At 42.2% G+C, this 17,953-nt stretch carries 16 protein-coding genes and 1 other annotated feature; of the genes, 14 read left to right on the forward strand and 2 right to left on the reverse strand.

Features of this window, described 5'->3' with window-relative positions:
• The first annotated feature begins 60 nt into the window (after positions 1-60).
• From cobU to AC4PHB_RS02350, 10 genes are all read left to right on the forward strand, one after another.
• Positions 61-597, forward strand: coding sequence for a bifunctional adenosylcobinamide kinase/adenosylcobinamide-phosphate guanylyltransferase (cobU, locus tag AC4PHB_RS02305; RefSeq protein WP_492137054.1), 537 nt, complete (start codon positions 61-63; stop codon positions 595-597).
• Positions 594-1,331 (forward strand): adenosylcobinamide-GDP ribazoletransferase, encoded by a 738-nt coding sequence (gene cobS, locus AC4PHB_RS02310; RefSeq protein WP_492137055.1) that lies wholly within the window; start codon positions 594-596, stop codon positions 1,329-1,331. The genes cobU and cobS overlap by 4 nt, the downstream gene beginning before the upstream one ends.
• Positions 1,322-1,888, forward strand: coding sequence for a histidine phosphatase family protein (locus AC4PHB_RS02315; RefSeq protein WP_492137056.1), 567 nt, complete (start codon positions 1,322-1,324; stop codon positions 1,886-1,888). The genes cobS and AC4PHB_RS02315 overlap by 10 nt, the downstream gene beginning before the upstream one ends.
• Before the next feature lie 10 nt (positions 1,889-1,898).
• Positions 1,899-2,651, forward strand: coding sequence for a sugar phosphate isomerase/epimerase family protein (locus tag AC4PHB_RS02320; protein WP_492137057.1), 753 nt, complete (start codon positions 1,899-1,901; stop codon positions 2,649-2,651).
• A 69-nt stretch (positions 2,652-2,720) separates the two neighbouring features.
• Positions 2,721-3,653: a class II fructose-1,6-bisphosphate aldolase gene (fba, locus tag AC4PHB_RS02325; RefSeq protein ID WP_492137058.1), complete on the forward strand. Its 933-nt coding sequence runs from the start codon at positions 2,721-2,723 to the stop codon at positions 3,651-3,653.
• A gap of 51 nt (positions 3,654-3,704) precedes the next feature.
• The gene (locus AC4PHB_RS02330; RefSeq protein ID WP_492137059.1) at positions 3,705-4,079 is read left to right on the forward strand and encodes a metallopeptidase family protein; all 375 of its coding nucleotides are present in this window, start codon (positions 3,705-3,707) and stop codon (positions 4,077-4,079) included.
• A gap of 114 nt (positions 4,080-4,193) precedes the next feature.
• Positions 4,194-4,449, forward strand: a binding site (T-box leader).
• A 55-nt stretch (positions 4,450-4,504) separates the two neighbouring features.
• Entirely contained in the window at positions 4,505-5,545 is a 1,041-nt protein-coding gene (locus AC4PHB_RS02335; RefSeq protein ID WP_492137060.1) for a methionine ABC transporter ATP-binding protein, read from the forward strand.
• Complete coding sequence (locus tag AC4PHB_RS02340; RefSeq protein ID WP_492137061.1) at positions 5,546-6,385, forward strand: MetQ/NlpA family ABC transporter substrate-binding protein; 840 nt, start codon at positions 5,546-5,548, stop codon at positions 6,383-6,385. It abuts the gene before it with no gap.
• Between the two features lie 9 nt (positions 6,386-6,394).
• Positions 6,395-7,363 carry an L-lactate dehydrogenase gene (locus AC4PHB_RS02345; protein ID WP_492137062.1) on the forward strand — a complete coding sequence of 323 codons (969 nt, stop codon included), beginning with the start codon at positions 6,395-6,397 and terminating at the stop codon, positions 7,361-7,363.
• A gap of 1 nt (position 7,364) precedes the next feature.
• The gene (locus AC4PHB_RS02350; protein WP_492137063.1) at positions 7,365-8,042 is read left to right on the forward strand and encodes a methionine ABC transporter permease; all 678 of its coding nucleotides are present in this window, start codon (positions 7,365-7,367) and stop codon (positions 8,040-8,042) included.
• Here AC4PHB_RS02350 and AC4PHB_RS02355 read toward each other — a convergent pair.
• Together AC4PHB_RS02355 and AC4PHB_RS02360 are read right to left on the reverse strand one after the other, a co-directional pair.
• A complete protein-coding gene (locus AC4PHB_RS02355) occupies positions 8,032-9,222 on the reverse strand; it encodes an aminotransferase-like domain-containing protein (protein WP_492137064.1) in 1,191 nt (396 codons plus the stop codon). The two genes, AC4PHB_RS02350 and AC4PHB_RS02355, sit on opposite strands and share 11 nt — an antisense overlap.
• A complete protein-coding gene (locus tag AC4PHB_RS02360) occupies positions 9,216-10,004 on the reverse strand; it encodes an HpcH/HpaI aldolase family protein (protein WP_492137065.1) in 789 nt (262 codons plus the stop codon). Before AC4PHB_RS02360 ends, AC4PHB_RS02355 begins: the two co-directional genes overlap by 7 nt.
• A gap of 123 nt (positions 10,005-10,127) precedes the next feature.
• Here AC4PHB_RS02360 and AC4PHB_RS02365 point away from each other — a divergent pair, with 123 nt between their 5' ends.
• From AC4PHB_RS02365 to AC4PHB_RS02380, 4 genes are all read left to right on the forward strand, one after another.
• On the forward strand, positions 10,128-10,949 hold the full coding sequence (locus AC4PHB_RS02365) for an MBL fold metallo-hydrolase (RefSeq protein WP_492137066.1): 822 nt from the start codon (positions 10,128-10,130) through the stop codon (positions 10,947-10,949).
• Positions 10,950-11,357: 408 nt separating this feature from the next.
• On the forward strand, positions 11,358-15,095 hold the full coding sequence (locus tag AC4PHB_RS02370) for a phosphoribosylformylglycinamidine synthase (protein ID WP_492137067.1): 3,738 nt from the start codon (positions 11,358-11,360) through the stop codon (positions 15,093-15,095).
• Positions 15,096-15,116: 21 nt separating this feature from the next.
• Positions 15,117-16,547 (forward strand): adenylosuccinate lyase, encoded by a 1,431-nt coding sequence (gene purB / locus AC4PHB_RS02375; protein ID WP_492137068.1) that lies wholly within the window; start codon positions 15,117-15,119, stop codon positions 16,545-16,547.
• Between the two features lie 14 nt (positions 16,548-16,561).
• Positions 16,562-17,833 carry an adenylosuccinate synthase gene (locus AC4PHB_RS02380; RefSeq protein WP_492137069.1) on the forward strand — a complete coding sequence of 424 codons (1,272 nt, stop codon included), beginning with the start codon at positions 16,562-16,564 and terminating at the stop codon, positions 17,831-17,833.
• Positions 17,834-17,953: the final 120 nt, after the last annotated feature.

Here is a 17,953-nt window from a genome sequence, read left to right on the forward strand (position 1 = left end):
TTTCTGTGATAATATTATGATTGACATTAATTCAACCAATAGCTTTAAGGATGTGATTATATGATAAGACTTGTTATAGGTGGGGCCAGAAGCGGCAAGAGTACATTTGCTGAAAGCCTTTTTATGGGATTTGATGATGTTGTATATATAGCTACTGCAAAGGCAAATGATCTGGAAATGGAGGAGAGGATCAGGCACCACAAAGCATCAAGGCCGTCTGCATGGAGGACGTTTGAAGGAGCTGACGGTCTTATAGGAGCCGTAGGTAAGGAAAAACACTACCTTTTGGACTGCATAACCATTCTGACATCGAATATAATGTTCGATTTGACCGGAGATTCAGAATACATAGATGATAAGCTCTCCAAGCAGGTAGAGGATCGTGTTGCTGCTGTGATAGATGAGCTTATGGATGTGGTCATTGGAAAAGGCCTGGACCTTGTTATAGTTACAAATGAGGTAGGTATGTCCTTGGTACCGGAGCATCATATTTCAAGGGTATTCAGAGATATCCAGGGGAGAATAAATCAAAGGCTTGCCAATAAAGCTGACGAGGTTTATTTGGTATGTGCAGGCATACCGGTGAAGATAAAATGATAGATGGAGTATTACTGGCTGTACAATTTATGACAAGGATCCCGATAAAAAGAGAGATAGAATTCAGCAAAAAGAATCTTAGAACTGCTATCTCAGCTTTTCCTTTGATAGGGATGTTCTTAGGTTTGATCTCAGGGCTTATATTCAGAGCTTTTACGGTGTATGACGATAAAGTCGCTGCCGGTATGTGTATCCTCGCTATGGTCGTCTTATCAGGAGGACTGCACCTGGACGGACTTTCAGACACCCTGGATGGATTCCTGTCAGGCAGGGAAAAGGAGAGGACGATGGAGATAATGAAGGACAGCAGACTTGGCACCTTTGGTGCTTTAGGGCTTATTCTGGTGATTCTTTTGAAATTTGTGTTTCTGAGTGGGTTAGGTGTTGATGGATGGATCGGGATACCCTTAGCAATGGCTGGAGGAAGGCTTTCTGCTGCATGGATGATATGGAGATTTCCTCCTGCACGCAAGGAGGGTCTGGGCTCAATGTTCAAAGGCTCCAAACCGGGGAAAAGCATAATTGTTATATCAGTACTATTGACAGCCTTTGTAGGAATACTTTATCCATTGGGTATAGTATCTTTATTAGCATCAATAATTTCAGGTCAATTTATCGGTCAATGGTCCATGAGAAAGATAAGTGGCTTAACAGGTGACGTTTACGGAGCAGGCATCGAGCTTTCAGAGCTGACAGCCTTAGCGATTTTTTGGGGAGTGAGCCTATGGATTTAATTTTAATAAGACATGGACAATCAAAGGACAATCTGGGAAAAAGAATGAGCAGGGACTTTACAGGGCTGACACCTACGGGAATAGATCAAATCAAAAGAACCAGGGATATTCTAAAAGATTATAGCTTTGATACTGTTTACTGCAGTCCGCTTAACAGAACTATACAGACCATGGAGGTACTTGGACTTGAAGGCAAGCTGGAGGATAGGATAAGGGAGATGAATTGGGGGATATTCACAGGCTATACCTATGATGAATACAGCAAAAAATACCCTGTAGAAACAGCTCAATGGAACAAGGATCCCTTCACCTATACTATCCCTCATGGAGAAAGCATATTCAAGACCTATGACAGGGTCAAGGATTTCCTTGAGGGTCTTAGTAAGAACACCGAGAACGTGTTAGCAGTGACCCATGAGGGGATTATAAGACTTGCGTGTTCCTGGGTTATTGATGACCCTGAGACATTTTTCAGGTTCAGGGCGGAGAATGGCAGCATTACAGTTATATCCATCGTAGACGGATATAAGTATATAAGGCAGCTGAACCATAGATAGGAGAGGTAAGATGAGCTACAGGATATTGAACTGTATCAGCACTCATGAGAGCTTAAATGTCGAGGAAGCCAACAAATTGGGCTACGGGATCGAGCTGCAGGATTTTGTAGAGCCTAATCTAACTGTAGAAGAGAAGAAGAGACTCATATCCATCTACAGCAGGGATTTGTCGTTATTGAAAGGACCAAAGGCTATGCATGGTCCATTTTTGGATCTCAAACCATCAAGTCCGGACCTGCTTATTAGGGAAGCAAGCAGGATGAGGTATTCTGAGACCTTGGATATTGCAGCATTTCTAAAGGTCGACTATGTCATATTCCATAGTCAGATCAATCCTTATTTGAACCTGCCTAGTCTAAGGAAGCTTAATGCAAAGCAGGCGGCGGAGTACTGGCAGGAGGTTCTGAGGCATACAAAATATGAGGGGATAATACTGCTTGAGAATATCTTCGAGGAAACTCCTGATATGCTTGCAGAGCTTATTGAGGAGATAAGCGATAAAAGAATAAGGGTAAATCTTGACATAGGGCACCTTAGACTTGGGAAGGCAAGCTTAGATGAATGGATAAGCTCTCTTGCAGGGTGGATATCATATATACACGTTCATGGAAATGATGGGAAATTTGACGTACACCAAGCACCGACCAATGAGGAAATAGATGAACTAATGACAGCTATATCAAGGTATGGGATAGAGCCTGCACTGGCACTGGAGTACAATGTAAGGGATATGGAGTCAGAACTTAAGAGGTACTCCAAATAGTTTCTTAAACTAGACCGGAACAGGGTATAAGACAAACTAGGATAATAATTATGTCAAGGGGGAATATAAATGGCTTTAGTAACATCAACCGAAATGTTTAGGAAAGCTCAGGCAGGGGGTTATGCAATCGGGGCCTTCAACGTAAACAACATGGAAATCATCCAGGGAATAATCGAGGCAGCAAAGGAGGAGAATTCAGCTCTTATTTTGCAAGTATCTGCAGGTGCAAGGAAATATGCTAACTCTATATACCTTAAAAAGCTTGTTGAAGCTGCCGTTGAAGACAGCGGTCTTGATATAGTCCTCCATCTGGATCATGGTGAGGATTTTGATATAGTAAAAAAATGTATAGATGATGGTTTCACCTCGGTAATGATTGATGCCTCTCATCATCCCTTCGAGGAAAATATAAGACTTACTCGTGAAGTAGTGGAGTATGCACATGCAAGAGGTGTGGTCGTAGAGGCTGAGCTGGGAAGGCTTGCAGGAGTTGAGGATGCCATAAGCGTAAGTAAAGAGGATGCTACCTATACAGATCCTGACCAGGCTGTTGAGTTTGCTGAAAGAACAGGGATAGATTCACTTGCAATAGCTATAGGAACCAGTCATGGCGCCTATAAATTCAAGGGTGAGCCTAAGCTGGATTTTGAAAGACTTGAAATTATTGGAAACAAACTCCCAAACACTCCATTGGTCCTTCATGGGGCTTCAACAGTGCTTCCTGAGTTTGTAGCACTCTGCAACAAATATGGAGGGAATATACCAGGAGCTCAGGGAGTTCCTGAGGACATGCTTAGAAGAGCTGCCAGTATGAACGTTGCAAAAATAAATATAGACACTGATCTGCGACTTGCAATGACGGCTGCAATAAGACAATTTCTTGCTGAAAATCCTTCGGAGTTTGACCCGAGAAAGTACCTTGGACCCGCAAGAACGGCGATCAAGGGCATGGTAAAGCATAAAATAAAGAATGTACTTGGATCCAGTGGATCAAACCTATAAGCAAAGTGCAGGAGGAGGGATGGCCCTCCTCCTTTTTAAGGAGGAGAAATCATGGAGATCTTTCCGGATATCGACCAGGTCCAGCAAATGCTGGAGGAAATTTCTGAGAGTATTCCAAAGGAGTTTTTTATTAAATTAAATGAAGGTGTAGTGCTGCTGCCTCAGCACAGATACCATCCCAAGAGCAGGGCAGCCAGGCCTCTCTATATACTCGGTGAGTATAGAAAAAGCATTACAGGAAGTCATATAAGGATTTATTATGGTTCCTTCAAAAGGACCATGGAGGGTATGGATCATCAAAAAATAAGAGAGAGACTTGAGGAAACACTGTTGCATGAGTTTACTCACCATCTTGAGACCCTTGCAGGGGAGAGAGGGCTTATATTGAAGGATCAGGAGTCTATAAGAAGGTATCTGGAAAAATAATTTTTCATGTTCGTAGACTTTGAGATAATCGTTTTCATCAATATTTATAAAAAAATATAGAAAAAACATTGTTGACAATAAAAAATTACGATGGTATAGTCTTATTCAAGTTGAAAAACAGCTTTGATGGGAAGAGTAAGCATGTGAACACTCTCACAGAGAACCCTCATTTGGTGAAAGAGGGTAGAGGATATCAAGCCGAATATGGTCCCTGAGCATGCTTGTCGAAACACCTTATGGTATTTAGGCAGGCACGTGATGCACACGTTACAGTGCCGGAGTATTAAAGGATTCTTCCTGCGTACTTTTTAAGGCTTGTTTCGTGAGAAACAGGCGAACTAGGGTGGTACCACGAGCTTTCGTCCCTTTGCATATCTGCAGAGTGATGAGAGCTTTTTTTATTGAGTTAAGGAGGGTGAAGTATAGTGATCCAGCTAAGGGATGTAAGCAAGAAGTTTGAAGGGGGGACTGGTGATGTCCATGCCTTGAAGGGTGTAAATATAAAGGTTGAGGAGGGAGAGATAAGAGGAATAATAGGCTATTCAGGAGCTGGAAAGAGTACGCTGATCAGATGTGTGAATCTTCTTGAAAAGCCGACGGAAGGGCAGGTATTTTTTAAGGGAGAGGATCTTACCTTATTACCTGAAAAGGATCTTAGGCAAAGAAGAAAGAGGATTGCGATGATTTTCCAGCATTTCAACCTGATGCCTTCAAGGACTGTATATAAAAATATAGAATATCCTTTGAAGGGTTCAGATTTAAGCAAAACGCAAAAAAGAGAAAAGATAATAGGCCTCCTTGAGCTTGTTGGCCTTCGAGATAAAGAAAATTCATACCCATCACAGCTTAGCGGTGGACAAAAGCAGAGAGTGGCCATTGCAAGAGCCTTGGCTAATGATCCGGATATATTGCTTTGTGATGAGGCAACCTCGGCACTGGATCCTAAGACCACCAAGTCCATACTGAGGCTATTAAGGGAGCTAAAGGAAAAGCTGGGTTTAACGATAATTCTTATAACTCATGAGATGGAGGTAATAAAGGAGATATGCGATAAGGTCTCAGTAATGGAGGACGGTCGTATAGTAGAGGAGAATGATGTTGTAGGAATATTTTCAAATCCAAAGGCCAGGATCACCAGAGATTTTCTTGAAACTACCTCAAATCTTTCCCGGCTGGAAGACATACTCTCAGACGGCCAAGACTTCCTAGAGAATAAAGAGGGCGTGCTTGCAAAGGTACAGTATTTCGGGGAGACTGCAAAGGATGCTATTCTATCCCAAGCCTCACGGAAATTCAGCATAGATATATCAGTACTTTATGGAAGCTTTGACATTATAGGGAGAACACCAGTTGGTGAGCTCATAGTGCTATTCAGCGGAGTAGACGATTCAATAAACAATGGATTGGAATATTTCAGGACCAAGGGTCTTAAAATAGAAATTATAAATCAAAAGGAGAGAAATTAAATGAAAAGAAAAGGTTTATTGTTACTATTAACACTGTTATTGTCATTAGCAGCATCAGGTTGTGCTGGAAACTCAGTAGAAGTAGCTGTTGATGAAGGTAAGACGATAGTTAGGGTTGGTCTTGTAGGAGAAATGGCTGAAATGTGGGTACCAATCCAGGAAAACCTTGAGGATGATGGAATCCAGATAGAGCTTGTAAAGTTTGCAGATTATACCCTTCCTAACCAGGCATTGGCAGATGGAGAAATCGATCTGAACGCATTTCAGCATTATGCATTCCTGTACAACGAAGTAGAAGCAAAAGGCCTTGATCTTGTTCCAATTGGAAATACAATAATAGCTCCATTAAATGTATACTCCTCAAAGCTGGAATCCATAGAACAGATAAAGGAAGGAGATAAGATAGCTATCCCAAATGATGTTACAAATGGAGGAAGAGCTCTGAAGGTGCTTGAAAGTGCTGGCCTTATAAAGGTTGATCCAGCAGCAGGATACAATCCCTCTGTAGGAGATATCACTGAGAATTCGTTGCAGCTTGAAATAATTGAAGTGGAGGCCTCAAACCTTCCGTCGCTTCTACCAGATGTCGCAGCTGCAGTCATCAATGGGAATCATGCTCACGACCATGGATTAAAACCTGCAGAGGATGCCATATACTCCCAGAGTATCGACTCCATTGAAAGCGACAACCCATATATAAATATTATCGCAGCAAGAGCAGAAGACGCTGAAAATGAAGTATACTTGAAGGTAGTGGAAGCGTACAATCAACCCAATGTTGCAGATGTCATAAACAAGACTTATGACGGTTTATACGTGCCGGCATGGATTGAAAATTAGGAGGGGAAAATGAAAAACAATTTAAGAAAGATAGGGATACTGGGTGCAGGGAATGTAGGCTCACATTGCGGGCTCGCACTTGCTTTGCAGGGAGAAGCAGATGAAATAGTATTTGTAGACATTAAGAAGGAAAAGGCTGAGGGGGAAGCTCTCGATCTAAGAGACGCTCTTCCATTCCTTCCCCATAGAGTGAGAGTGTGGGCTGGAAGCATTGATGACTTCAAGGACAGCGATATAGTAATAGTTGCAGCCGGGCCATTGCCAAGGCCAGACCAGGATAGACTGGATACCCTTGGAGAAACTCTGGATGCCTTTGGAGATACGATTCCCTCCATAGTTAAGGCAGGCTTTAACGGGATATTTTTATGTATATCAAATCCTGCAGATGTAATTGCTGACTATGTAAGAAAAGCATCAGGTTTTTCAAAGAATAGAGTATTTAGTACAGGGACATCGTTGGACAGTGCAAGATTAAAAAGAATACTGTCTAGAGACACCGGTATTGACGTAAAATCAATATACGCATTCAGTATGGGAGAACATGGTGGATCCCAGATGATTCCATGGTCGCAGGTAACGGTTGGGAATAAACCTATTAATGAGTTTTTTGAGGAAAGGCTTGATTCTCTGGGGGTGTTCGATCCTGAGGCCATTCTTAAGGAAACAAGATTTGCAGGCTATAGTGTATTGACTGGTAAGGGTTCAACTGAATTTGGCATAAGTAATGCAGCTACTGATATTGTTAGGGCGATCCTCCATGACGAAAAGAGAATACTTCCTGTCTCTCCTCTGCTAGATGGAGAGTATGGAGTATTCGGAGTACATGCCAGTGTGCCCGCAGTTATTGGAAAGAATGGAGTTGAGGAGATAATCCAGCTGAAGCTGAATGATAAGGAACTGGAGGATTTCCGATTCTCATGTGAAGTTATAAGGAAACATATTGACTTGGTAAGTGAGTTGATCAAGGGAGGTAATTGATTTGCAGATTTTTCAAACCATATTCCCGAATCTTGTGGACAAGCTTCCTGAATTCTATGAAAGCTTCGTTCAGACTCTATTCATGACTGGGTTTTCAGGTATAATATCACTTGTATTCGGTCTACTCATAGGAATCACGCTTACTGTAACAAAAAAAGGAGGCATTCTTGAGAATGCCGTCCTTTCCTCAGTTTTAGACAAAATAGTAAATATTTTCAGGACTATACCATTTATTATCCTTTTAGCGCTTTTGATCCCACTCACAAGGATGATTGCTGGTACTGCCATAGGCACAAAGGGTGCTATAGTACCCTTGATATTTGGCACAGTCCCATTCTTTGCAAGACAGGTAGAAACTGCACTGGCAGAGCTGGATAAAGGTCTAATCGAGGCAGCCTTATCGATGGGGAGCAGCCCCTTCGAGATCATCAGAAGAGTTTACCTGAAGGAAAGCCTTCCAGGACTCATTCGAGCTGTAACGATTACTGCAATAAGCCTTATTGGTCTTACCGCTATGGCAGGTGCAGTTGGTGGAGGTGGCTTAGGTGATTTTGCCATCAGATATGGCCATCAAAGAAACCAGACCGACGTGACCTTGGCAACGGTTATTGTCCTGATTCTACTGGTAAGCTTACTGCAGGGCTTAAGCAACTGGGTAATATCAAAAATCAGCCATTAAGCTCCTTTGTCAATAGCTCGCCAAGTCGTTTAAGACCCTCATCTATTCTTTCGGCGTTATTGGCTGAGAAATTCAGTCTGATAGAATGTATTCCATCACCCTCATCAACACAAAATGCAGAACCGGGAACATAGGATACTTTATATTCTTCAGCTGCCTTTTTTAAAAGAGTCTTGGTGTTAACAGTATCAGGAAGGTCTACCCAAACAAATAGGCCGCCTTCGGGAACCGTATATTTGATTTCCGCCGGGAAATACTTTTTGATGCCTCCTAGCATAGCATCCAGTCTTTCAAGATACAATGGAACCATACTTTCAAGATGAGCAGGCAGAAGTCCTTTCTCAAGAAAACCGGAGCATATTGCTTGTGCCAGTATCGGAGTATTTGTATCTGTTATGCCCTTAGCAAGGATTATTGCGTCGATGATTTCTTTGCTCCCGACCATGGTTCCAACCCTTAAGCCTGGTGCTATAGTCTTGGAAAAGCTATTGGCAAGAACTACGTGGCCTGTTTTATCGAAGGTCTTGATAGGTGGTACAGCATTCCCTCGGTATCTTAGATCACAATATGGATCATCCTCAAGTACTACCATGTCGTATTTAGATGCAAGATCTGCAATCATCTTCCTTCTTTCGACCAGCAGTGTTTTCCCGGAGGGATTCTGGAAGGTTGGTATGGTATAGAGCATTTTAGGCTTATGAAGCTTGATCTTATCCTCAAGGTCAGAGATTATTATCCCTTCATCATCCATTTTAACCGAGACCAGCTTGGCCTCATATTTTTTAAATACAGATATAGTATTAAGGTATGTAGGCGACTCCACCAGTATGCAATCACCCGGATCAATGAGGATTTGTGCAAGAAGATCAACCCCTTGGGTAGAACCTGTAGTTACGACCACCTCATTCTCAGCAGCAAAAACACCCTTTGGCTTGGCAACATGCTCCAAATAAGCTTTTTTAAGAGGCTGCCATCCATCTGTCGCGCCATATGACAGTGATCTTTGCGAGTCATTGACAAGGACCTCATCGACAATTTTCCTGATAGCATCAACGGGATAAAGCTCCCTTGCAGGGCTTCCCATACTAAAGGAAATTACCGATGGATCAAGAGAATACCTCAGTATATCCGCCAGATCGTCGCCCGAAAATTTAGTCATCCTATTCGCTAACTTCACCATTTCCATCCCTCCTGATTCTTAATTCCACTTACCATGGATTTGATACCTGCAATATAAAATGCAATGTCTGTAGATATGGTAACACTGTCAAAGCCTTGATCGAAATAATCCATAGCCATAGCAGGATCAGCTGTGAATATAAAACTTAGCTTGCTGTTGTCCTTACAGGCCTTAAGTATCCTTGCAATAGCTTCCTTAAATATTGGTTCATTGAATTGGGCTGGGATACCAAGACCTACTGACAGGTCATATGGACCAATAAAGATACCGTCGACTCCTTCAAGTGCAGCTATTGCCTCGATATTATCCAGACATCCCTTAGTTTCACACTGTGGGATCAACAAAGTCTCCCTGTTGCAGGTTTGGAAGTACTCCATAACGTTCCTGGAGAAATCCTCGTGCCCAAATCCTGCCTTTCTTGCCGTAAAAAACCCTCTTTTGCCAACAGGGTAATATTTAGCCCACTCAACAAGGGATTTGGCTTCCTCGACTGTTTCCACACATGGGACGATCAATCCCATAGCACCAATATCCAGATTCTTGAGAACTGAAGGTCTTGATATGTCCCTGATTCTGACAAGAGGTACAAGGTCCTTAAGCTCAGCGGCTCTTATCAGACCCATAGTGCTCTCTACCTCAAAAGGACCATGCTCTGTATCTATGATTATGTAATCCAGGCCTGTGTACCCAAGCCCTTCAACAGCTGTCTCTCCTCCCACCTCAAAAAAGGTGCCAATGGCTTTGCTGCCTGAGACAAGCTTTTCCTTTAGGTTGTTTTTCATTAAATCCCCACCTTTCTTATCAAACAATGTACCTTTTTTTTACATAAAAGTCAACCAATTGCTATAGCACAGCATTAAAGGGTATATATGCATCGAATGAAACACTAGTTAGGAGGAATTAGGATGATCATAAAAGCTCTTATGGAAAACAGAGGAAAATCTGAGGAATATTTAACTGAGCATGGATTAAGCCTCTATATAGAAACCGTTACTAGGAAGCTTCTTTTTGACACAGGAGAAACTGAGAAGTTTCTTTCAAATGCAGATAAATTGGATGTAGACCTTGGTGATGTGGATATTGTAATAATTTCCCATGGGCATTATGATCATGCCGGAGGGATTGCTTCATTTCTGGAGAAAAATGATAAAGCAAGGATATATATGCAGCGTGAGGCCTTTGTACCCCATGCTTCGAATAAGGATGGAGATCTAGAGGATGCGGGAGTTGAACCTTCGTTGGAGAGTCAGGACAGGATTACTTTAGTAGATGAGGATATTTTCTTTGATGACGATCTGATTTTGTTTTCGAGGATCGAAGGGAACTATCTTGTACCTGAAGGGAACTCACACCTTCTTATGAAGAAGGGAGAGGAATGGCAGACTGACGACTTTCACCATGAACAGAATCTAATAATAAAGGACGGAAAGAAGAGGGTACTTTTTACCGGCTGCTCACATAGAGGGATTGCAAATATCCTCAGACAAGCTGCAGAAAATTCAGACCTTCCTATAACACATGTGATAGGAGGCTTTCACCTTTATGATTTGAAGCTGGAGGATCAGATTGATCTGGAGTTTCTGAGTAAAATTGCCGACGAGCTTGATAAATCGGGTGCCATGTTGTATACAGCTCATTGTACAGGCTATGACCAATTCAATTGGCTTAAGGGGATATTAGGTGATAAGATCCATTATATCTCTGCAGGTACAGTGCTGGAGATTTGATTAAGACTTATATGGGAAATGGTTTTATCACTTAAATGGACTTAAGTCCTATCTCAGGAAAGATTATTTAGAGGCTCTCAAGAAATTGAGCAAACATCTCATTTCATGGAAGACCATTTCCAGTTTTGAGCGAAAAATCGAAATTGAATTTGAAAAAATGCTCTAATATCTGAAAATCATGCAAAAATGGTACTTACATTTCTTAAAAACAATAGTATAATATAGGTATAAATATTAAACAGCTAACATCTAATACCTCTCAATACATCCCCTTGCGGACGGTTTTCCAGAAGCAGGGGGACTCCCTTTTTTGACATTTATTTTTTTTGACGGTATTTATTCTTGGATAATTTTTTCTTGATATTTTTCTCTTAATAAAATAATATTGTTGTGTGAAGATGAAAGGAGATGATTCAAATTTCCAGCATTAAGAGAGTTTACATTGAAAAAAGAGATGGATTTGACATTGAAGCCAAGCATCTGTGTCATGAGCTTAAGGACGCACTTGGCCTCAAAAATCTGAATGGGGTTAGAATACTCAACAGATACGATTTCAGCTGCAGGAATGATGAAGAGAACGGGAAAATAACTAAGCTGATATTATCAGAGCCCAACGTGGACATTATCCATGAAAAACTGCCGGTGGAGAAAAAGGAAAGCGTTTTAGCGATCGAATACCTTCCCGGACAGTATGATCAACGAGCGGACTCTGCGGTCCAGTGTATCCAAATCCTTATAGGAGATATGGAAGCAAAAGTCAAGACAGCCAAGGTACTGTTGCTTGAAGGAGACTTGACCCAAGAAGACTACAACAAAATAAGGAACTATTGTATCAACCCCATCGACTCCAGAGAAGCATCCATGGGTCAGCCTGTCTCACTCGAAGAAGAGATAAGTGAACCCGATGAAGTGGAGATCCTTGAGGGTTTTATTAATTTTTGTGAAGATAAGTTAGAAGCCTTCAGAGCAGTTAATGGACTGGCCATGAGTCATAACGATATTTTGATGGTCAGGAGCTATTTTAGGGATGAAGAGGGCAGAGATCCTTCAGTCACAGAATTAAAGGTAATAGATACATATTGGTCTGATCATTGCAGACATACAACCTTTTTCACTGAGCTTGAAGAGATCAAATTCGAGGAAGGACCATACAAAGAAGCAATTGAAAGTGCGTTTGAGAGATATCTTAAATCAAGAGAAAACGTGGGAAGAACTAAATCGATTACCTTGATGGATCTGGCCACTATAAATGCTAAGGAAGAAAGGTTGAAGGGAAACCTTGACGATCTTGAGCTATCTGATGAAATAAATGCCTGCAGTATTGAAATTGAGGTAAATGTAGATAGAAAACCAGAGAAATGGCTTCTCATGTTTAAAAATGAAACACACAACCATCCGACAGAGGTTGAGCCCTTCGGAGGAGCAGCCACATGCCTCGGTGGGGCAATAAGAGACCCATTGTCCGGAAGAAGCTATGTTTACCAGGCAATGCGGGTAACAGGAAGCGGAGACCCAAGGCAGTCTATGGAGGAGACCTTACCTGGAAAGCTCCCCCAGAGAAAAATCACAAGAGAAGCAGCTAGAGGCTACAGCTCCTATGGCAATCAAATTGGCCTTGCAACTGGCCAGGTAACAGAGGTATATCATCAAGGATATATTGCCAAAAGGATGGAGGTAGGTGCTGTAATCGGAGCAGCTCCAAAAGATAATGTAGTAAGGCTTAAACCAATAAAGGGTGATCTTGTTCTTCTTGTAGGAGGAAGGACAGGAAGGGATGGTATTGGTGGCGCAACAGGTTCTTCGAAAGCACACACTGAGGAGTCATTAGCTAAGTCAGGAGCTGAGGTCCAAAAGGGTAATGCCCCTGAGGAAAGGAAGCTTCAGAGATTATTCAGGAATCCTGAGTTGTCAAGGTTGATCAAGAAATGCAATGACTTTGGAGCGGGCGGTGTTTCTGTTGCAATCGGGGAGCTTGCTGACAGCCTTCATATAAAGCTTGATGTAATTCCGAAGAAATACGAGGGCTTGGACGGTACTGAACTGGCTATATCAGAATCTCAGGAGAGAATGGCTGTAGTGATCTCGCCTGAGGATCTTCTGAGCTTCAAAGCTCATTGCAGTCAGGAAAACCTTGAGGTAACTGTTGTCGCAGAGGTTACCGATACAGGTAGACTTGTGATGGAGTGGAGAGGTAAGAACATACTAGATATCAAAAGGAGTTTTCTTGACACAAACGGAGCTGGTCAAAAAGCCAAGGTTACTGTGAAATCAGCTGATAGGAATAGAATTACCGAAAAATTCTATACCTTTAGAGATGGCTTGCTGGAAGCAATGCAGGATCTAAACGTCTGCTCCCAACAGGGCATGAACCACATATTCGATAATACTGTTGGAGCATCAACCGTATTGATGCCATTCGGAGGTAAGTACAGAATGACGCCAATCGAGGGTATGTGCGCGAAGATACCTGTCCTCGAAGGAGAAACTGATACCTGCAGCCTCATGACATTTGGATTTGACCCTTATATAAGCCAATGGAGCACCTTCCATGGGGGAGCTTTTTCAGTTGTTGAGGCAGTTTCAAAAATCGTAGCTATGGGCGGTGACTATAAGAAAATAAGGCTAAGCATGCAGGAATATTTCGAGAAGCTGGGAAAGGATCCGGTCAAGTGGGGCAAACCCTTCAGCGCACTATTAGGAGCTTATACTGCTCAAGCTGAGCTGGGGATAGCTGCAATAGGTGGTAAGGACAGCATGTCAGGGTCCTTCGGTGAGCTATCGGTACCACCGACGCTAATTGCATTTGCAGTAGTAACGGATTCAACAAAAAATATTATCTCACCTGAATTTAAAAAGCAAGGCTCAAGTGTATACCTTGCCGATGTATCATTAGATGCCAATGATCTTCCAGATTTTGAAAAGCTTAAGGAGATGTATGCTTTTATTCGTAAGCTTGTCCTGGAAGGAAAGGTTTTAGCGGCAAAAACTGTTTCTCATGGAGGGTTAGCCGCCGCAGTGGCGAAGATGAGCTTCGGAAATAGAATTGGATTCTCCTTCGAGGATGGATACAGTCTGGATGATATGTTCCATAAGAAAACAGCAAGCATCATACTGGAACTTGATATTGACGAAAATTATGATGTGCCGGAAATTCTAAGACCATTGGGGGTTACTTTGAGAGAGGACGGCTTAAGCTGGTGTGGGCAAACGGTTAGTATTTCCGAGCTTTCTACTGAATGGCAGGACACACTTAAGGGTGTGTTCCCGCTAAAACTGGATTCAGATGGGGAAATAACTACTCTTACCAGTGAAGCCAAGGCAGTACCCTATAAAGGAATTAGTATTGCAAGGCCTAGAGTATTCATACCGGCATTTCCAGGTACTAACAGCGAATACGATTCATTGAGGGCATTTCAACGAGCCGGAGCTATTGGGACCATAGGTGTATTCAGAAACAGAAATTCTGAGGATATTCAGGAGACGATCAAGGAATGGGCTAAGGAGATAAAGAACAGTCAGATCATGATGATTCCGGGCGGCTTCAGTGCAGGAGATGAGCCTGACGGATCGGGAAAATTCATAGCCGCAGTTTTCAGGAATCCGTATCTCTCAGAGGCTGTCATGGATCTTGTTAAGAATAGAGACGGGCTTGTGCTTGGAGTCTGTAACGGCTTCCAGGCTTTGATAAAGCTTGGCCTGCTACCATACGGGGAGATAAAGGAGCTGGATGAGAATGCTCCTACACTGACCTTCAACAAAGTAGGAAGACATATTTCCCAGCTTCAAAGTGTAAGGATATCATCCAAGCTGTCTCCATGGCTGGCAAATGCATCCGTGGGAGATATTTACTACTTGCCTTTGTCTCACGGAGAGGGAAGATTTGTCGCAGACGATGAGACTCTAAGTGATTTGATCAATAACGGCCAAATAGCTTCTCAATATGTAGATCTGGACGGGAAAGCAACCTATGACGGAACCTTTAATGCAAACGGATCATTGTACGCAGTCGAGTCACTTTCAAGCCCGGACGGACGTATTTTAGGAAAAATGGGACATTCTGAAAGATGGTCGGAGGGGATATATAGGAACATACCTGGAAATAAGGAACAGAAGTTGTTCGACGCCGGAGTTAACTATTTTAAATAGACACGGGAATGGAGTGATAATATGAATGACAAGTACATCAGCCCATTGAGTGAACGTTATGCCAGCAGGGAAATGCAGCACATTTTTTCGCCTGATAAAAAATTTACCACTTGGAGAAAGCTTTGGATAGTCCTTGCGGAAAGCCAAAAGGAGCTGGGTCTTAATATTACTGATGAGCAGATCAATGAGCTAAATCTGTTTGCTGACGATATAAACTACGAGACAGCCAAGAAAAAAGAGCAAGAGCTACGTCACGATGTTATGGCACACATCCATGCCTACGGCGAGCAATGTCCTAAAGCTAGGGGGATAATACATCTTGGAGCTACCTCCTGCTACGTCGGAGACAACACGGATATAATCCTGATGAAGGAAGGCTTGGAGCTTGTACGTAAAAGGCTTGTAAGTACAATAGATGTACTATCCAGGTTTGCCATAGATAACAAAGATATTCCAACACTTGGATTTACACACTTTCAAGCAGCCCAGCCTACTACTGTTGGAAAGCGGGCAGCTACCTGGATATATGATCTTCTTCTGGATCTGGAGCAGCTTGAGTTCGTCCTTTCTAAGTTGAAGCTTAGAGGTGTGAAGGGTACAACTGGAACTCAGGCAAGCTTTATGGAGCTTTTTGAGGGAGATGTTGAGAAGGTCATAAGACTGGATTTGAAGATAGCTGAAAAACTGGGCTTTAAAGGAAGCTATCCCGTAACTGGACAGACATATTCAAGGAAAATAGATTCTATAGTTCTAAATGTTCTGAGTGGGATTGCTCAAAGTGCGTATAAATTTTCCAATGACATAAGACTATTGGCACATCTGAAAGAAATTGAGGAGCCCTTTGAGACGAATCAGGTGGGTTCGTCAGCCATGGCCTATAAGAGGAATCCAATGAGAAGCGAAAGAATTGCTTCATTATCCAGGTATGTCATTGTGGATTCTATGAATGCTTCATTGACTGCATCGGGCCAATGGCTGGAGAGGACTCTGGACGACTCAGCCAATAAGCGCTTAAGCGTTCCTGAAGCTTTCCTGGCAGTGGATGGGATACTTAGCCTATATAAGAATGTTGCTGAAGGGCTCGTATTATATCCAAAAATAATCGAGAAGCATTTAATGGATGAGCTTCCATTTATGGCTACAGAAAACATCCTTATGGAATGTGTGAAGAAAGGTGGGGACAGACAGGAACTGCACGAAGCGATCAGAAGACATTCAATTGCAGCAGCTGAGAGGATCAAGCTTCATGGAGAGTCAAACGATCTTATCGAAAGGTTAAGTGGTGATGAAGCCATCCCAATGACTAAGGAAGAGATCATGGATACCTTAAAGCCTGAGAATTTCATAGGCAGAGCACCCGGTCAGGTAGAGGAGTTCATTAGACTGGAAGTACAGCCTGTACTTGAAAGGTATAGGTCGGATATTGGTTTGAAAGCTGAGATCAATGTATAGAAAGGGGTGAAAGCATGCTGACTGCTATTGTAGGTATCAACTGGGGAGATGAAGGAAAGGGAAGAATGGTAGACTTGCTGTCTGAGGATCAGGATGTTGTTGTCAGGTATCAGGGCGGCAATAATGCAGGGCATACTGTAGTGAACGAGAAGGGGAAGTTCATCTTGAATCTTATGCCATCAGGGATATTGCGCTCCAATGTTCTTAACATAATGGGCAATGGAATGGCAATAGATCTTGAGCACCTATTCAATGAAATTGAAAGCCTAAGAGAAAAGGGGATATACATCACCCCTGATAACTTGAAAATCAGCGATAAAGCAGTTATCTGCATGCCCTACCATGTCGAGCTTGATAAGCTTGAGGAAGAAAGGCTTAAGGAAAGAAAATACGGATCAACTAAACGAGGAATAGCTCCTGTATATGCAGATAAGTATAGAAAAAAAGCTATACGAATGGGTGACCTTATCGATGAAGAATACCTTGCTGAACGTGTAAAGGAAGTAGTCGAATATGAAAACATGCTTATAGAGAAGGGTTATGGCAGGAAAGCAATAGATTGGAATGATATGTTCCAATGGCTAAAAAAATATGGTGGACCCGTCAAAGGATTCATATCCGATGTGGGTGATGTAATACTCGATGCCTTCGCAAAAGGAAAAAATATTATGTTTGAGGCTCAGCTTGGAGCACTAAGGGATATAGATTTTGGTATATACCCTTATACAACATCTTCATCAACTCTGTCCGCGTATGCTCCAATAGGTTCAGGAGTACCTGGCATGAAAATTGACAAAACCATAGGTATCGTAAAAGCATATTCATCATGTGTAGGTGAAGGACCCTTTGTTTCTGAATTATCTGGAGACGAGGCTTCAATGCTGAGAGAGGCTGGAAGCGAGTATGGTGCAGCTACCGGAAGACCCAGGAGAGTAGGGGCATTTGACGTTCCTGCAACTAAATATGGCTGTATAGTTCAGGGAGCCGATGAAATTGCTGTCACAAAGCTTGATGTTATGTCTTACATGGAGAAGATCCCCGTATGTGTCGCTTATAGCATAGACGGTGAGATAACTCACAAATTTCCAACCGGAGAAAGATTGAACAAGGCAAAACCAGTAATAGAGTATATGAATGGTTGGGGAAAGGATATAAGTAATTGCAGGTTCTTCAATGACCTCCCAGAAGAAGCTAAGGATTATATCAATTTCATTGAAGATTCTATTGGAGTCAAAATCAGCTACGTTTCTGTTGGAGCAGAAAGAGATGCCTTCATTAAAAAGTAAATGATTTATACTCAAAAAAGCTCTGAATTCAGGGCTTTTTATTTTTATAATAAATATATTTACAATTGCAGGAAAATTGAAGTAGCAAATCAATTTCATCAAATATACTGAAATCAGCTA

The sequence above is a fragment of the Gudongella sp. QWL-04 genome (genome assembly GCF_058683975.1).